16 protein-coding genes are annotated in these 15,420 nt (G+C 45.0%); 12 read left to right on the top strand and 4 right to left on the bottom strand.

What is annotated here, in order from left to right; translation table 11 throughout:
- Positions 1-102 precede the first annotated feature (102 nt).
- Genes A5875_RS07885 through A5875_RS07875 form a run of 3 tightly spaced genes read left to right on the top strand, consistent with a single transcriptional unit; the run spans position 103 to position 2,685 of the window.
- Complete coding sequence (locus A5875_RS07885; protein WP_088933085.1) at positions 103-1,401, top strand: zinc-binding dehydrogenase; 1,299 nt, start codon at positions 103-105, stop codon at positions 1,399-1,401.
- Positions 1,395-2,270 (top strand): class II fructose-bisphosphate aldolase, encoded by an 876-nt coding sequence (locus A5875_RS07880; RefSeq protein WP_088933084.1) that lies wholly within the window; start codon positions 1,395-1,397, stop codon positions 2,268-2,270. Before A5875_RS07885 ends, A5875_RS07880 begins: the two co-directional genes overlap by 7 nt.
- Positions 2,271-2,328: 58 nt before the next feature.
- Positions 2,329-2,685, top strand: coding sequence for a PTS glucitol/sorbitol transporter subunit IIA (locus A5875_RS07875; RefSeq protein ID WP_176244636.1), 357 nt, complete (start codon positions 2,329-2,331; stop codon positions 2,683-2,685).
- A 41-nt stretch (positions 2,686-2,726) separates the two neighbouring features.
- Here A5875_RS07875 and A5875_RS07870 read toward each other — a convergent pair whose 3' ends face one another.
- The 3 genes from A5875_RS07870 to A5875_RS07860 form a co-directional block, all read right to left on the bottom strand.
- On the bottom strand, positions 2,727-3,743 hold the full coding sequence (locus A5875_RS07870; RefSeq protein WP_176244635.1) for a DUF916 and DUF3324 domain-containing protein: 1,017 nt from the start codon (positions 3,741-3,743) through the stop codon (positions 2,727-2,729).
- Positions 3,744-3,906: 163 nt separating this feature from the next.
- A complete protein-coding gene (locus tag A5875_RS07865) occupies positions 3,907-4,533 on the bottom strand; it encodes a WxL domain-containing protein (protein ID WP_088933082.1) in 627 nt (208 codons plus the stop codon).
- Positions 4,530-4,913, bottom strand: a complete 384-nt coding sequence (locus A5875_RS07860) for an LPXTG cell wall anchor domain-containing protein (protein ID WP_242551222.1) — start codon at positions 4,911-4,913, stop codon at positions 4,530-4,532. The genes A5875_RS07865 and A5875_RS07860 overlap by 4 nt, the downstream gene beginning before the upstream one ends.
- A 341-nt stretch (positions 4,914-5,254) precedes the next feature.
- On the opposite strand from A5875_RS07860, the gene A5875_RS07855 reads away from it, so the two are divergent.
- From A5875_RS07855 to A5875_RS07820, 8 genes are all read left to right on the top strand, one after another.
- Positions 5,255-6,631, top strand: a complete 1,377-nt coding sequence (locus A5875_RS07855) for an adhesive domain-containing protein (protein ID WP_088933081.1) — start codon at positions 5,255-5,257, stop codon at positions 6,629-6,631.
- A 292-nt stretch (positions 6,632-6,923) separates the two neighbouring features.
- A complete protein-coding gene (gene rsxC / locus A5875_RS07850) occupies positions 6,924-8,249 on the top strand; it encodes an electron transport complex subunit RsxC (protein WP_088933080.1) in 1,326 nt (441 codons plus the stop codon).
- Positions 8,246-9,187, top strand: a complete 942-nt coding sequence (locus A5875_RS07845) for an RnfABCDGE type electron transport complex subunit D (protein WP_088933079.1) — start codon at positions 8,246-8,248, stop codon at positions 9,185-9,187. The genes rsxC and A5875_RS07845 overlap by 4 nt, the downstream gene beginning before the upstream one ends.
- Positions 9,184-9,747 carry an FMN-binding protein gene (locus tag A5875_RS07840; RefSeq protein ID WP_088933078.1) on the top strand — a complete coding sequence of 188 codons (564 nt, stop codon included), beginning with the start codon at positions 9,184-9,186 and terminating at the stop codon, positions 9,745-9,747. Before A5875_RS07845 ends, A5875_RS07840 begins: the two co-directional genes overlap by 4 nt.
- Positions 9,748-9,759: 12 nt before the next feature.
- Positions 9,760-10,437 (top strand): electron transport complex subunit RsxE, encoded by a 678-nt coding sequence (rsxE, locus tag A5875_RS07835; RefSeq protein ID WP_088933077.1) that lies wholly within the window; start codon positions 9,760-9,762, stop codon positions 10,435-10,437.
- On the top strand, positions 10,437-11,027 hold the full coding sequence (locus A5875_RS07830; protein WP_088933076.1) for an electron transport complex protein RnfA: 591 nt from the start codon (positions 10,437-10,439) through the stop codon (positions 11,025-11,027). Before rsxE ends, A5875_RS07830 begins: the two co-directional genes overlap by 1 nt.
- 13 nt (positions 11,028-11,040) lie before the next feature.
- Positions 11,041-11,853 (top strand): RnfABCDGE type electron transport complex subunit B, encoded by an 813-nt coding sequence (locus A5875_RS07825; RefSeq protein WP_088933075.1) that lies wholly within the window; start codon positions 11,041-11,043, stop codon positions 11,851-11,853.
- Positions 11,854-11,921: 68 nt separating this feature from the next.
- Positions 11,922-12,632 carry a glucosamine-6-phosphate deaminase gene (locus tag A5875_RS07820; protein ID WP_088933074.1) on the top strand — a complete coding sequence of 237 codons (711 nt, stop codon included), beginning with the start codon at positions 11,922-11,924 and terminating at the stop codon, positions 12,630-12,632.
- A gap of 247 nt (positions 12,633-12,879) precedes the next feature.
- Here A5875_RS07820 and A5875_RS07815 read toward each other — a convergent pair whose 3' ends face one another.
- A complete protein-coding gene (locus A5875_RS07815; protein ID WP_088933073.1) occupies positions 12,880-13,596 on the bottom strand; it encodes a glucosamine-6-phosphate deaminase in 717 nt (238 codons plus the stop codon).
- A gap of 297 nt (positions 13,597-13,893) precedes the next feature.
- Between A5875_RS07815 and A5875_RS07810 the strand changes: the two genes are divergently transcribed.
- The gene (locus tag A5875_RS07810) at positions 13,894-15,339 is read left to right on the top strand and encodes a glycoside hydrolase family 1 protein (protein WP_088933072.1); all 1,446 of its coding nucleotides are present in this window, start codon (positions 13,894-13,896) and stop codon (positions 15,337-15,339) included.
- Positions 15,340-15,420: the final 81 nt, after the last annotated feature.

Raw genomic sequence — 15,420 nt, 5'->3', positions numbered from 1 at the left:
TGTTCAAGTTCGCTGAGTTTCATTGACGAAATTTCCATCGGCTTTTAGAGTAAAGGTGTAAAGAAATGAAAGCGCGTTAAATTTAAAGAAGAGGTGAAGAAAATGTCAGTTACCACAAAAGCTGTTCGGCTTCATGGAGTAAAAGATCTGCGCTTGGAAGAATTTGAGCTGCCTGAGTTGCAGTCAGATGAGATTCTTATCAAGGTAATCACGGATAGTATCTGTATGTCTACCTATAAGTTGGCACAACAAGGAGAGAAGCACACTCGAGCTCCTGAAAATCTACAAGAGAAACCAGCAATCGTTGGTCACGAGATAGCTGGAGTAATCGTCGAGGTCGGAGGGAAATGGCAGGACAAATACTCTGTCGGGCAAAAGTTTACGATTCAACCAGCTCTAAATTATAAAGGTCGAAACGATGCGCCAGGTTATTCTTATCGCTTTTTTGGCGGTGATGCGACTTATTGTATTGTTCCATCAGAAGTGATGGAACTGGATTGTCTTTTGACCTACGAAGGAGACAGCTTCTTTTCAGCTTCATTGACAGAGCCGGTCGCCTGTGTGATCGCTGGATTCAAGCGAAATTATCATACTAGTAATCTTAATCATGCACACGATTTAGGCGTTAAAAAAGGAGGTAAATTGCTGATTTTGGGTGCTTGCGGTCCGATGGGACTGGAAGCTATCGATTATGCGGTTCATATGCCGAATGGACCAAAGATGGTGGTTGCTGTCGACACTTCTGCTGAGCGGATCGAGCGAGCAGAAAAAGTTTTACGAATAGATGAAGCTAGAAATAATAATGTTGAGCTTTGCTATCATAACCCAAATGACCATGAAGATTCCGAATCAGAGTTAAGGAAATTGAGCGCGGGTGAAGGATATGACGATGTTTTTGTCTATGCTCCAATCCAATCGTTAATTGAAGAAGGAGATCGCCTATTAGCGGATGACGGTTGTTTGAACTTTTTTGCTGGTCCATTAAGTAAAGAGTTGAGTGCGGTTATCAATATGTATGATATCCATTATAAGCGCACGCATTTTGCTGGCTACAGCGGCAGCGTAATGGAAGATATGCTGGAAGCTATTGACCTATCTTCAAAAGGGATCTTGAATCCAACAGTTATGATCACTCATATCGGGGGCTTAAATGCTGCTGCTGAAACAACGCTAAACCTGCCAAATCTGCCAGGCGGAAAGAAGTTGATCTATACCCACATTGATCTACCGTTAACGGCAATCGCGGACTTTGAAAAATTAGGTGAAAATAATGAGCTGTTTAAGCAGTTGGATGAAGCCTGTAAACGACATCGTGATTGTTGGAATACTGAGGCAGAAAAAATACTTTTGGCGCATTTCAATATCGAGACTGAACTAGTCAAGGAGGACACATCATGTTAGTGACATTAAAAGAAATTTTAGATACAGCAAATAAAGAAAAATATGGTGTGGGTGCTTTTAATACACCTAATCTGGAAGCCGTCAAAGCGGTGATAGAAGCGGCGGAAGAAGTCGATTCTCCAGTAATTCTACAACATGCGGAGGTTCATGAATCATTGATTCCGATCGAAGAAATTGGGCCAGTAATGTTAGATTATGCCCGGCGTGCCAGTGTACCAGTAGCCGTTCATTTGGATCATGGAGCAACCTTTGAGATGTGCGTCAAAGCCATTCGTCAAGGATTTACCTCTGTCATGTATGACGCTTCCAGCAAGTCATATGAAGAAAATTTGGCTGAAACGAAAGAAATCGTGCGGATTGCTCATGCAGCCGGAGTTTCAGTAGAAGCGGAGATAGGACACATTTTTACCTCTGAAGTGGGAAGCGGAGAAGGAGGTCAGGCTGATTCTAGTGAAGATTACGAAGATTTAGAGGATGTATACACTGATCCGAAAGTTGCAAAAGAATTCGTGAAAGCGACTGGAATTGATTGTTTAGCGATTGCTTTTGGTACAGTTCATGGGATGTATGTTAAGAAACCAAAACTCGATTTAGCTCGAATTACTGCAATCAAAGAACAGATTGATGTCCCTTTTGTGATGCACGGCGGTTCGGGAGTTTCAGAAGAAAACTATAAGATTGCGATTAAAAATGGTATTTGTAAAATCAACTATTTCACCTATATGAGCAAGGCGGGCGGTGAGGCAATCAAAGAATATATTGCCAATAACTCGATTGATACACCACTATTTTTTGATCAACTGTCCGTGGCTGCTTATGCAGGCATGAAGGCAGATGTTAAACAGGCTATCCAAATTTTTAGAGGATAATGAATGTCGCCTAGCTTTATGCTTTGGAAGAAAATGTATATTGAAAGGGAGTTTTTGCATGACGAGAACAAAGGTAATCAGTATTGGAGCTGATGCTTACTTTGAGGACTATCCGATTCTAGTGTTATTCAATGAGGAAGCACCAGACGAACTGAAAGATATTTGTATTTTGCATCGATTCATTGAGGCTCCCAAGCTAGAAACGTTTATTAAGGGTGCAAAAATCCGCTTTGATTATGAAGAATACACTATCACAAAAGTGGGTAACGTAGCTTTCAAAAACTTTAGCCAACTTGGGCACCTTTCATTCCATTTTGGTGCAGGAATAGAAGATATCTTGCCCGGATCGATTGGTCTTGATCGAAGCGAAGTTCCGCAGTTGCATCCAGGCAGCGTGATTGATTTTATCGCATAGAAAAAACGACACTTCACATGTGAAGTGTCGTTTTAGTTTTTTCATTTCCCATCTAACTTCTTCTTCAAGTTCCTGTTTCTGTTATACATGAAGATCACGATGGCTAGCAGAATGAGGATCACAGCAAGTCCGACCCAGATCCAAGGATTCGTTGTTTTCTTTTTGATCGAAACGTCGTTCGCGTTGTAATCTGCGGCTTTTTTTCGATCAATGGTGAAGGTCGGATGACCGGTCCATTTTTGATCACCGGAACGGATCGTCATTTTGACGGTATAAGTACCCGGTGAAAATTCTGTATTGTTCATTTGGATCAGGTAGGGCATGCGTGAACTTGGTGCTAGTGTTAACTTTTCTTTTTTGTCTTTGGCAATCGTTTTGCCATCCTTTTCGACTTGATATTCAAGTGCGGCGTCTTTGACATAGACCGCTTTTTCGTTGTCAACAGTCACGTTTATCGCATTGCGGCTGTTGGCTTGGACGGCTTTGGCCTTGGTAATTTTCAGAACGGGTTTTACCTCGTCAGTCTTATTTTGCAGCAAGACTGCGATCTCTCGCGAAAACACATTTCTGATATTCCCATCGATTTTTCCAGAGGCTGCTTGCTCTAGATATAAACCGCCGGCTAAGATTCCCTCAAATTCTTTTTCCGGCATTTTTACAGCTAGGTAAATATCCTTTGATTGATTGCCAGCTAATTCGATTTCTTGGTCACTTAGTTTGACGTAGTCGGTGATGTTGGGTCCGAAATTACTCTCATCTTTATTCATTCCCGAGTATTCCACGACTCCCAAACTGTTGGTGACTGCTCGATTGAATGACGCTTTCAGCTTGAGCGGCTGATCTGTCCGATTGGTCAGGGTCACCGTCAGGCGTTCGGCGGCATTGGGCTGGTACTGCAAATCATAATAAAGCTGATCCTTATCAATTTGCTGCTCCGATGGATGGATCACTGCATCGAAGGTATCCAACGACTCTCCATGAGCGACAATTGGTAAAAATGAAAGAGCTAAAACGAGGAACACGCCTCGTATAAATGATTTCGATCGTTTCTTCAGCATTTTCAGCCCCTTTACTTCAATTGTATTTTTTCGCGTAATGGAAGAGTCTCTCTCTTTTCTTATTCCCCTATATCTATAGATCAAAGGAAGGAACCATGGTCTGACAGTCTATAGCCGCCTTCACAGTAGGCGAGGCTGCTGACGGGATTCCATCCTAGTTTTTTTAGCTTGGTGTTGCTGAGAAGGTCCAGACTAAGGTTGTTTGGTACTGTGCCTGTTCCTTAGCAGTGTTTTTTGGTACGTTCAGTTCAAATTTAGTGATTGGCAGAGCGGTTTCGCCGGCACCTTCATTTGGCTGCGCGGTCAAAACGGTGACTGTTTGGTTGACCAGCAAGTCTGTTTTGGCACTATCTGCGATACGGGTACCGGTTGGCAGGGAGTTCACATTGTTTGTCAAAGCACCTACTGTGAAGCTTAATTCGGCACCAGTCAACGGCTTCGAGTTAGCAGTGAATTGAGTCGGCTCATTTACCTTGACTGTCCAGCCTGTGCTGGAATCGCCGCGATTATCGCTAACTGCGACTTGACCGGTAGTTACAGGTGATGTCTGAACACCATCCGAGGTAGCGGTCCAAGTTTCATCCGCAGTCGTTTGAATGGCGTGTGAACCAAAGTTTAAATCTTTAGGTAATGAAGCACTTGCATTTTCGGGATCTTGAGGGTCAAACGTGATACCGCCATCAGTATAGTCGACCGTACCAGTCGTATCCACAGCATGAGCACCAGTTGAAAAGGCGAACAGACTGCCTGCAAAAAGTCCAGCTATGAGTAGAGCACCTTGTTTCTTCATTCGTTTTTCCTCCTATTTTTGACGATTCGCCACCCTAAAAAAGCAATCGCGAGAATCATTATTCCAACGACGATTAAAAAGGGATTGCGTTGATCGTTTGTTTGCAGAAAGCGTGTGATGCCTGAGTGTGAAGTGCCGCCGCGATGATTTAACGAAGCGGATTCGCCCTCGTGATTCACCTCTTCACTTGTGGTGCTAAGAGGATGAGAATCACTTGTAGTATTGTTTTCCTGCGTTTCTGAAGTGGAGCTGTTGCTAGTTGCGGTACTGCTTTGGTAATAATACTGAACCTCGCCATTGGTGACGGCGGCTTCGGCCTGTGAAGAAAGAACAACGAAGAGCGGTAGAAAACCTAAGATGAAAATCATCAGATTCTTCAATTGCCTCCCCCTTTCTCAGTCCCTAGTAAAAAAAGCGGTTCTTTTCTGCGCAGAAAAGAGTTTGAATCTTATGCAGGGATTATATAGCCGGTTTCCAAAAAAGCGTTATCAAAGCGCTCATAGCTTCTTCACAGTTAAGCAAAATATTTTTCGCATTTATCTCCGCTGTGTTTAATTAAGGAAGAAAACAACGGGATTAACGGTTCTTTTCTGATGCAATTTGGGCTTATTTCACGGAAAAGGAACGATTTTTTTACCAAGCAGGGGCAGTCGTCGATTATTTTCTCGTAAAGGAAAATTTTGATGGGTTAAGTAAAATCAAAGATAGAGGGGGAAGCAATATGAAAAGAAAGCGCACGCGTTTGTTTCAGCAGATTTGCATCACAGGAGCCGCCTTGTTTCTATTTTTAACCAGCTCCAATATTATTGTAAGCGCAGTCTCGGTGGATTTATTTGCCAATACTCAGGTGAGTAACAATAGCGGGACTACTGCAGCAGCTCCTTATTTAAATGTTAGTCAACAACCGGTGACTTTTTCCATCGATGGAAGTACCACCGGAGTCAGCCTGATCAAGACCGGGAAAAAGTACGCGCTGATCTCAGTTCCGTCACAGCTTTCAAGCAAGGTCACACCGAACGGAACTGCGACAGTAACCACTACTGTGACGATCCCGCTGGCGGATTTGCCGATCGGAGGTCTGCTGACGCTGTTATCAACGCTGGTTACGACGATTAGTACTTTGCTGCCCTTGAATCCTTCGCTGCAGGCACCTTTGAACAGCCTCAACCAAGCCATCAATAATTTGAAAAATGAGAACTATGGCAATCAAAATCTGCCGATAACGACTGAACAATTGTCTGCCACCTTGCTGGGAGTCAATATCAGCCAAGGCCTGCTGCCGATTTTGACTAGTACGCTGTCTAACCGGCTGACTGATTTGAACAATGTGCTTAATACGCTGCCCCTCGGGTTGATTGGGTTAGTGCTGACACAGGTTTTATCTAGTGTCAGCGGTCTGCTTACCTCTTTGGGAAATCCAAACTCAGCGATCAGTACGAACCTTGTATCAGCCTCAATTTTAGGCAAAACCGACGTTTCCATCCCGACTTTTGTGACTAGTCCAAGCGGCTTGACCCAAGACTATACGGCGTTGATTCGCGGCGGGATCGTTCAAACGGATGATCTGACGATTCAGCTTTTGAGCAACTTCGGCGGCAATACGAATATTTATTTTGATGCGGGGGATTTAGCGCTGGAAAGTGAGCTGCTGCCGACGAATTTGAATTTCGGGACCCATCCGATCCAAACCAAAGTAGACGAGAGCTGGAATGCTCATGTCGGCGGCAACAGTGCCAACCCGCTTCAAACAGGGACGATCCGCATCGATGATACCCGCACCGCAGCCAAGGCTTGGCAGTTAAAAGTAGCTCAGGCGAATAACTGGATGAGCGGGCAAAAAAGTTTGACCAATACGCGTCTCGCTATTTCCCTAGGAGCATTGAAAACCAACTTTCAAAATTACTCCGCTGTAGCGAATCAAACGATCCAGATGCTTCCCAGCAATCAGGTCATACTGATGACTCTCGACAATACGACCGCTGCCGGCTATGTCGAACTGCCGCTGAATCAATTTCAGCTCCTGGTACCGAAAAATACGCCGCGTCAGACAGGAAGTTACCAAACAACCCTGCAGTGGACGCTTTCTAATACGCCCTAAAAGAGGAACAGTCAAAAGTGCCTAGGAAACTAGGTACTTTTTTTTGTGACTTTGTGAAAACTAATTACATTTGTTTTTCACTGTGCTATCATAAACATAGAAGTATACTGATAAAATCGTCGTTGAAGTTTGTGAATGAATTTGTGAAAAAAGGCGTATGAAGCGACCCGAGCCGCCGCCGCATTTATTCGTATGAGGATTATTTTTGAGTGAATTTATTTTATTAGAAAAGAGAACTGTCGCAAACTGATGATCAACAATGATTTTGTTGGACCACTGAGGAGGTTTGTCTATGGATACAATAACGAAAGCAATCGCAAAATTTAAAGGAGGTGTCAAAGTCCCCCATAATAAAAACACGGCCGAATTTGAAAGCGTTTTTATGGAACCGCCGAAAATTGTGACGATTCCGATGCAGCAGCATATCGGCGGAGTTTGTCAGCCGACGGTCAAGAAGGGGGATGTCGTTACAGTCGGACAAGTGATCGGTGATTCTGAAGCCTTTGTCTCGGCACCGATCCACGCATCTGTTTCAGGGAAGGTCAAAGGGATCAAACCGGTTTTGATGGCGAATGGTCAGATGTGTGAGGCTGTTCATATCGCCAGCGACGGGTTGCCGGTGGAATTTCCCGAGCCAAATCCCGTTCCAATCAATTCTAAAGAGGACCTTTTAAAAGCCGCTCGTGACAGCGGCATTGTCGGGATCGGCGGAGCCGGTTTTCCGCTGCATGTGAAGCTGAATGTTAAAGAAGATACACCGATCGACACATTAGTAATCAATGGGGCGGAGTGTGAGCCTTTTATTACCTCGGATTATCGTGAAAGCTTGGAGTATCCGGAGCGGATCATCGCGGGGATGCAGACGATCATGAAGCATTTGAATATTGCCCATGGCGTAGTAGGGATCGAAAGCAATAAGCCAAAGGGACTAAGAAGTCTGCGGAAGCATTTGAGTGAATTGGCTGATCTTGATCCCAGTATTGATGTGATGGAGATTCCTTCATTATATCCCCAAGGGGCAGAAAAAATGCTGGTCTATGCCACGACTGGCCGGAAGATCCCGCCTGGCAAGCTGCCTTCTGAGGTGGGCTGTCTGATCACCAACATCTCGACAGTTTCACTCTTGCAGCGGTACATCGAGATTGGGATGCCGCTGACCCACAAACGAATCACGGTGGATGGAAATGTCGCGCAGCCGAAGAATGTGGTCGTTCCAGTGGGGACCCCGATCGGCGATGTTATCAAATATTGCGGCGGTTTGATCGACGAGCCTAGCAAGATCATTCTCGGCGGGCCGATGATGGGAATCGCACAATTTTCTACGGAGCTGCCGATCACCAAGCAGACCAATGCGATTACGATTTTATCTGAAGCTCAAAGCCTGCCGGAAGAGTCTCCGTGTATTCGCTGCGGGCGTTGTGTGGAAGCTTGTCCCATGTCATTATTGCCTGTTCAGATCGAACGCTGCACACGGAATAATGATGTAGCCGGGTTGCAGAAGCTGAATGTCTCCGCCTGTATGGAATGCGGGTGCTGCGCCTTTGTTTGTCCTGCCGGCCGCCGACTGGTCCAGTCCATGAAACGAGCAAAACAGTTAGAAAGGGAGGCTGCCCAATGAACAAATTACCTGTTTCCATCTCGCCCCATCTCCACAGCGGACGAAGCAGCCGCGGTATCATGCTGGATGTGATCATCGCTTTGATTCCAGCTATTATCGCTTCGACGATTATTTTTGGTTTTCGTGCTCTTATCTTGATTTTAGTCACCGTTGCGTCATGTGTAGGCAGCGAATATTTAACGCGAAAAATATTGAAACGACCAGATACGATCCACAACTTGACGGCGGTCGTCACAGGAATATTGCTCGCTTTGAATCTGCCGGTTACGCTGCCGTTTTGGATGGCGATTTTAGGTGGTGTGATCGCGATCGTCATCGTGAAGGAATTCTTTGGCGGTGTCGGTCAAAACTTTGTCAATCCGGCGATTACTGCCCGCATTATTTTGATGATGTCCTTTGCTTCTCAGATGACGACTTGGCAGCCGCCGCTTAATTATTATATGTTTCGGCCGGATGTTATTTCGTCGGCGACCTATTTTTCCGCTTCACAAACGGGTCAAAAAATCCCTTCCTTGCTGGATATGTTCTTAGGTATCCGTGCAGGAAGCTTAGGCGAAACGTGTGCTTTAGCGCTCCTTCTCGGCGGCGCTTATCTGGTAGCTAGAAAGGTCATTTCGCCGATCATTCCGCTTTGCTTTATCGGAACTGTCGTTATTTTCTCTACCTTATTAGGTGGAAATCCCTTGTACCAAATGATGTCTGGCGGACTATTGCTGGGCTCGATTTTCATGGCGACAGATTACACGACATCACCGATCACGAGAAACGGCAAGATCATTTTTGGGATTGGCTGCGGAATTGTCACGGTACTGATCCGTTTCTTTGCGGCATTGCCGGAAGGCGTTTCCTATGCCATTTTATTGATGAATATCCTAGTTCCTCATATTGAGAATTTGACGATTCCAAAGGTCTTTGGCGAGGGGGCGAAGGTGAAATGAAACAAGCAAACTCCAAAGTGATTTTTACTGATGCCCTGTGTCTATTTATCATTTGTCTGGTGATTACCTTTGCGGTCGCAGGCACACGTTCGTTATTCAAAGATCGGATCGCTCAGCAAGAATGGGAGCAAACGCAAAGTGTCATGAGTCAGCTGATTAAGGCCGATGATTTTCAAGAAGTGAAGGTGTCAGGAGACAATCAAGGATACAAGGCCTTAGATACATCCGGCAAGACGCTGGGTTATCTCTTTGTCACCAAAACCTATGGGTACGGCAGCGATGTGAGTGTCATGAGTGCCGTCAAGGATGGCAAAGTTGTGGGGGTAGATGTGTTAGACGCTTCGAACGAAACTCCCGGCCTCGGCCAAAATGTCACGAAAAAAGAATTTGTGAAGCAATTTGCCGGCCAAAATGACTCGCTAGAAGTTGTGAAAAATGAACCTTCCAGTAAAAACCAAGTCGAAGCGGTAACCGGAGCGACCAAATCCTCCAATGCCGTAGCCGCATCGGTCAAAGAAGCACTTGCGCTTTTCGAGCAAGTGGCCAAATCAGAGAAATAAGGGGGAGATGGAATGGAAAAAGAAAAAACATCCCGCATATTCACGAAGGGATTGATCACTGAAAATCCAGTTCTGCGGCTAACATTAGGGACCTGTCCGACCCTAGCGGTAACGACCACGGCCCTGAACGGCTTAGGTATGGGAGTCGCGGCGACAGTAGTGCTCTTAGGCTCAAATGTCATGATCTCTCTTTTACGAAAAGTGATTCCTGATCGGGTCAGAATTCCCGCATTTATCACCATCATCGCTGGGTTCGTAACGGTTGTTCAATTGGCAGTAAAGGCGTTGGCACCAGCATTAGACGCGACCTTGGGGATCTATTTACCCTTGATCGTAGTAAACTGCATCATCCTTGGTCGAGCAGAAGCCTATGCCAAAGATCACACGGTCCTTCATTCAGCCTTGGATGGGCTGGGAATGGGTGTAGGGTTTACCATGACGCTTCTATGCATGGGAGGCATTCGCGAGCTTTTAGGAAGCGGCACATTTTTAGGCTTCCCAATCACAGCAGGTGTGATCCCGCCAATGACGATCATGCTCTTGCCGCCAGGCGGGTTCTTCGTCTTTGGAATGCTGGTCATGCTGGCGAATAAATTAAGCGACCGCAAAGCGAAGGATCTCGATTGCACGGCTTGTCCAATCGCAGAAGCCTGCACCGTCGTTTGTGATGAAAAGGCGGGTGAGCAATAATGCAGATTTTTGTAACGATTATTGTCGCAGGTATCTTGACGGATAATTTTGTTTTGTCGCAGTTTTTAGGGATCTGTCCGTTTTTAGGTGTCTCGAAGAAATTAGACACGGCAGTCGGCATGTCACTAGCAGTAACCTTCGTTATGGTATTAGCAACTTTAGTGACCTACCCGCTGTATGCTTCTGTATTAGTGCCTTTAGGCTTGGATTATTTGCAGACGATCGTCTTTATTCTAACGATCGCAGCACTGGTGCAGCTAGTGGAGGTGGTAATGAAGCGCTACATGACGCCGCTTTATAATGCTTTAGGGATCTATTTGCCGCTGATCACCACGAATTGTGCGGTATTAGGAGTAACGATCCTGAACTTTTCAAAAAATTATTCCTTTATGCAATCAATGGTCAATTCATTTGCAGCGGGGATCGGCTTTTTAGTTGCTATGGTGATTTTCGCTGGTGTGCGGGGCCGCTTGGAGGGAAATGATATCCCTGAGTCGCTTCAAGGATTACCGATCACCTTGATCGCAGCAGCAATCGTCTCATTATCGTTTCTTGGTTTTGCCGGCTTGGCAGAAGGATTATTCCAGTAGGGGGGTGGAAAAAATGACAGAAATCATGATACCCATCGGCATTGTTGGCGGTATGGGATTGATCGCAGGCGTCATACTTTCCCTCGCGACGATCATCTTTCATAAGCCAGTCGATGAAAAGGAAGAAGCACTGCGAGACGCCTTGCCGGGGATCAATTGCGGCGCCTGCGGTTTTTCGGGCTGTGACGGCTATGCCAAAGCCATGGCGGAAGGTACAGCAGGAGCTACTAACTGTACGCCGGGCGGGGCGAGCACGCGTCAAGCCTTATCAGAAATTTTAGGTGTCGAAGTCGGTGATGTACAGAAGGTCGCGGCCTTTGTACGCTGCAACGGAACCTGCGAGTTCACTAATAGCAAAATGGACTACGCCGGAACCACTACTTGTTATGGAGCAAATCAGCTTTTTGGCGGTCCGCAGGAGTGTCGTTTTGGCTGCATGGGCTTTGGCGATTGTGAAGCGGTTTGTGAGTACGACGCGCTCCACATCGTCGACGGAGTAGCCAAGGTCGATCCTGACAAATGCGTCGGCTGCTTAAAATGTATTACCGCTTGTCCCAAGAATCTGATTAAAATGCTGCCAGCGGAAAACACGTCGATCGTGGCCTGTTCGAATCAGGATAAAGGCGGCGGTGTCCGCAAAATTTGCGACGTCGGCTGTATCACCTGTAATCGTTGCGTGAAGACCTGCCCGCAAAAAGCCATTAAGATAGAAAACAATGTGGCAGTGATCGATCCAGAGCTCTGTATCAACTGCGGAGATTGTATCGAAATCTGTCCGCAAAACTGTATTTTGAAAATGCCGGCAAAAGAAAAAATTCCTAGCTGATTCTCTCAAAAAACAGGAAGCCCTTTCAGAATTTATGCTATCATTAAAAGAAAAGGGCAGGTGTTGAAATGAAATTATTAGTCACAGAAAATTATGAGACATTAAGTCAAATCACAGCAGATATCGTTTTAATGAAGTGGGCAGAAAGTCGTCGAGTGAACTTAGCCTTGACCGCTGGCTCTTCACCCAAACGCGCCTATGAAATTTTAGCCGATCGCTTAAAACAAGTGGACTTTGATCAAAGCTTGGCACATTTTTATAACTTTGATGAGATCACATTAAAGGATCAGGAATACGGTTTAACCATGCAAGCTTTGACAGAAGAATTATTTCTGCCATTAGGAATCGAAGAAGAGAATATTGAAGTGCTGGATTCGAAAAATTATCAGGCCTATGATCAGAAAATCGCCGCAGATGGCGGGTTAGACTTTGTCTTGATGGGGATTGGCAGCGATGGCCATTTCTGCGGGAATCTGCCGGAGTTCACGTCTTTTGATTACGGTGTCTATCGAGTGCCGATGGCTCCAGAGGATGAGCTGTATAAAATGATTGATGAATCCAGCCCCCATACACCGGGCGAAGAAATGGTAACTTTCGGGCCGCAAACGGTTCTAGCTGCAAAAGAATTAGTTCTGATCGCAAACGGCGAAAAGAAAGCGGGGATTATCAAGCAGGCATTGGAAGGTCCCATCACAGAGGATGTACCAGCATCAGTCTTGCGTCTGCATCCTAACTTGACGGTGATTTTAGATCGCGCAGCCGCAAGCCAATTATCATAAAAAGTAAGACAGAGAAACGTCCGACGTTTCTCTGTCTTTTTGTCAATTTTAAAATCTGAGAAACGCCAAGTAGGTATCAATCAACATCAGCTCCTAATTGGTGCTCAGCTAACTCCTAACTAAGAAATCATTTTTCAAAAATCGTGAAAAATGAATCTGATTGTCGTTGCGCATACCATTCCACTAATCTCGCTAAAGCGAGAAGTGGAACTGGCAAAGCTGAGCGAGTTCGCGAAGCTTTTCTAATTTAGCTGATTAATTTTGCAGCATCTTCATCAGCGATCACAGTAATATTTGAATGCTGCCTTAAAAAAGAAGCAGGGAAGTCTTCAGTCAGCGGACCCTTCAGCATTTTTGCCAAGGCTTCGGCTTTGTTATCCCCATGAGCGATCAACAGGACTTCCTTAGCTTTCATAATACTTAGCGGTCCCAGCGTGACAAAGGATTTCGGAATCGCTTGATTGTAAGAACGATACAGCTCAGCGAAAAATTCATACCACGGATAGTCCGGCTTGATCTCAACCTCATAAGCCAAGCTGTTAAAATCGGTTGTTTGAGTCAGGTTGCCGCAAAAACGTCCGTCACTGCCTAAGCCGATAATGACTAGATCCAGTCCGCCATCGTCTGCGATTTGCTGATCAAACATCGAATAATTTTGCAGCGTTATTTCGTGAATATTTTCTTCTTCGATCTTCGCCGGCTCAAAAAATAGTTTCTTCATCTCAGCGTAGGTCGTCGTGTGCTGAGTATGCTCAAGAGGACTGCCATCCAACGTATAGACATGAAAATTGGAATAATGTTTGTTACACTTCATTCTTTCAATTACTAATTCGTATGCTCTTTTTGGCGCCGCACCGATGGTCACTCCGCAATTGACGCGCCGATCACTATTCATTTTCGACCAAATAGTTGCTGCTGCTAATTCACTCATTGCCTCATAGGTTTTCACTGTCGTAATTTTCATCAAACGAACCTCGCTTCTTTTTTATTTTGACTAAAAGCAATCAAGTCGTCGTTTTTAAAACGCTTTCAAAACAACCATACCATGATTCTCACCCATTTGCATAAAGACACTGGAAAAACCCGTAAAGTTTTTAATGAATGGCCTCTTTCGTTCCTAATAAACCAGCAATTGTTACACCCTGTGTCAGGATCGTCACAAGAATCTGATGCTGTTTCCTGTAACCGAAAGCCCCAATGCCGTTACTTTTTATCCAGCGGCCAGCTATACTCGGGATAAGCAAGGAAGGGAGCAGGAAAAATGAAAAAAAATAAACGTGAATTTCCTAAAGATTTTTTATGGGGCGGCGCGATTGCTGCCAATCAAGCAGAAGGAGCATATGATATTGACGGCAAAGACTTGAATGTTTCCAACATCAATGAGTTTGTCGCTGATATTCCATTAGCCGATCGGATGGAACGAGACACGACATCAACCTTTGTCAACGAAGCGATCGAGAGTATCAAAAACCACGAAGGCCGTAATTTTCCTAAGCTGCGGGGGATTGATTTTTATCATACGTATCAAGAAGATCTGAAACTCTTAAAGGAACTAGGGCTGAACACTTTCCGAACGTCAATTGATTGGTCACGGATTTTCCCTACCGGTGTTGAGGAAGCCCCCAATGAAGAGGGCTTAAAATTCTACGATCAGCTGATCGATGCGATCCTAGCAAACGGGATGGAGCCGATGATCACATTGTCCCATTATGAAATGCCGATCTTTTTGACCACTCATTATCACGGATGGTACTCACGAGAACTGATCGAGCATTTTGTGAGATACAGCAAGGTCATTTTGGAGCGTTACAAAGACAAAGTGAAATACTGGATCGTCTTCAATCAAATCAACTTGATTGGCTATCAATCCTTTTGTCATCTGGGGGTAACAGAGGATACCCAAGAAAACTTGCTTGAAGCAAAATATCAGGGCTTGCATAATATGATGGTAGCCAGCGCAATGGTTAAGGAAGCTGCGGTAAAGATCAATCCTGACATGGAGATCGGAATGATGGTCTTTGCCGATCAAGTTTATCCGGCTTCGACCAAACCAGAGGATGCACTGGCGGCCTTGCAATATTCGCAAATGGACTATTTTTATAGCGATGTGCTGCTTCGCGGCAAGTATCCTAATTACGCGTTTAGATATTTTGAGGAACAGGGGATTAAAATCGCGTTTTATGAAGGGGATGAAGAAGTCCTGAAAAACACCGCTGATTTTCTTTCCTTCTCCTATTATTATTCAAGTTTAGTTTCTAAGGAATCGAATGAAAATAATCGCTCTTTCTTGAGTAATCCCGAATTGGAAAAGACACCTTGGGGCTGGTCGATCGATCCAGTTGGCTTGCGGATTGTTTTGAATCAATTTTATGATCGTTATCAATGTCCAATCTATATTACAGAAAATGGGTTGGGAACCACTGATGTCGTTGAGGAAGGCGAGATTCATGATGACTATCGCAGCTACTATTTGGCTGAGCATTTGAAGCAGGTGAAGGAAGCCATTTATGATGGTGTGGATGTTCGCGGGTATTATGCCTGGGGACCGATTGATATCGTGAGCGCCTCATCACATCAAATGAGTAAACGCTACGGCTTCATTTATGTGGACATTGACGACTACGGCCAAGGCAGTAAAAAGCGACTGAAAAAGGACAGCTTTGCTTGGTTCCAACAAACGATTCAGCAAAATGGCGCCAAGCTATAATAACCATTTATATTTGCCCAACATTTTTTTGCCGATTGCATTAGCTAGCTCCAACCAGTACAATCTATTTGAGATTGCACT

The sequence above is a fragment of the Enterococcus sp. 3H8_DIV0648 genome, from assembly GCF_002140655.1.
GTDB classification, from domain to species: Bacteria; Bacillota; Bacilli; order Lactobacillales; family Enterococcaceae; genus Enterococcus_A; species Enterococcus_A hulanensis.
This window is presented reverse-complemented; position numbering and strand designations above follow the sequence as displayed.

Bases quoted from the DNA above. Each gene is read 5' to 3' on its own strand.
- A5875_RS07820 (WP_088933074.1), top strand. From the start codon at position 11,922: ATGAAATTATTAGTCACAGAAAATTATGAGACATTAAGTCAAATCACA.
- rsxE (WP_088933077.1), top strand. From the start codon at position 9,760: ATGGAAAAAGAAAAAACATCCCGCATATTCACGAAGGGATTGATCACT.
- A5875_RS07875 (WP_176244636.1), top strand. From the start codon at position 2,329: ATGACGAGAACAAAGGTAATCAGTATTGGAGCTGATGCTTACTTTGAG.
- A5875_RS07855 (WP_088933081.1), top strand. From the start codon at position 5,255: ATGAAAAGAAAGCGCACGCGTTTGTTTCAGCAGATTTGCATCACAGGA.
- A5875_RS07870 (WP_176244635.1), bottom strand. From the start codon at position 3,743: ATGCTGAAGAAACGATCGAAATCATTTATACGAGGCGTGTTCCTCGTT.
- A5875_RS07840 (WP_088933078.1), top strand. From the start codon at position 9,184: ATGAAACAAGCAAACTCCAAAGTGATTTTTACTGATGCCCTGTGTCTA.
- A5875_RS07885 (WP_088933085.1), top strand. From the start codon at position 103: ATGTCAGTTACCACAAAAGCTGTTCGGCTTCATGGAGTAAAAGATCTG.
- A5875_RS07825 (WP_088933075.1), top strand. From the start codon at position 11,041: ATGACAGAAATCATGATACCCATCGGCATTGTTGGCGGTATGGGATTG.
- A5875_RS07830 (WP_088933076.1), top strand. From the start codon at position 10,437: ATGCAGATTTTTGTAACGATTATTGTCGCAGGTATCTTGACGGATAAT.
- A5875_RS07815 (WP_088933073.1), bottom strand. From the start codon at position 13,596: ATGAAAATTACGACAGTGAAAACCTATGAGGCAATGAGTGAATTAGCA.
- A5875_RS07865 (WP_088933082.1), bottom strand. From the start codon at position 4,533: ATGAAGAAACAAGGTGCTCTACTCATAGCTGGACTTTTTGCAGGCAGT.
- A5875_RS07845 (WP_088933079.1), top strand. From the start codon at position 8,246: ATGAACAAATTACCTGTTTCCATCTCGCCCCATCTCCACAGCGGACGA.
- A5875_RS07880 (WP_088933084.1), top strand. From the start codon at position 1,395: ATGTTAGTGACATTAAAAGAAATTTTAGATACAGCAAATAAAGAAAAA.
- A5875_RS07810 (WP_088933072.1), top strand. From the start codon at position 13,894: ATGAAAAAAAATAAACGTGAATTTCCTAAAGATTTTTTATGGGGCGGC.
- rsxC (WP_088933080.1), top strand. From the start codon at position 6,924: ATGGATACAATAACGAAAGCAATCGCAAAATTTAAAGGAGGTGTCAAA.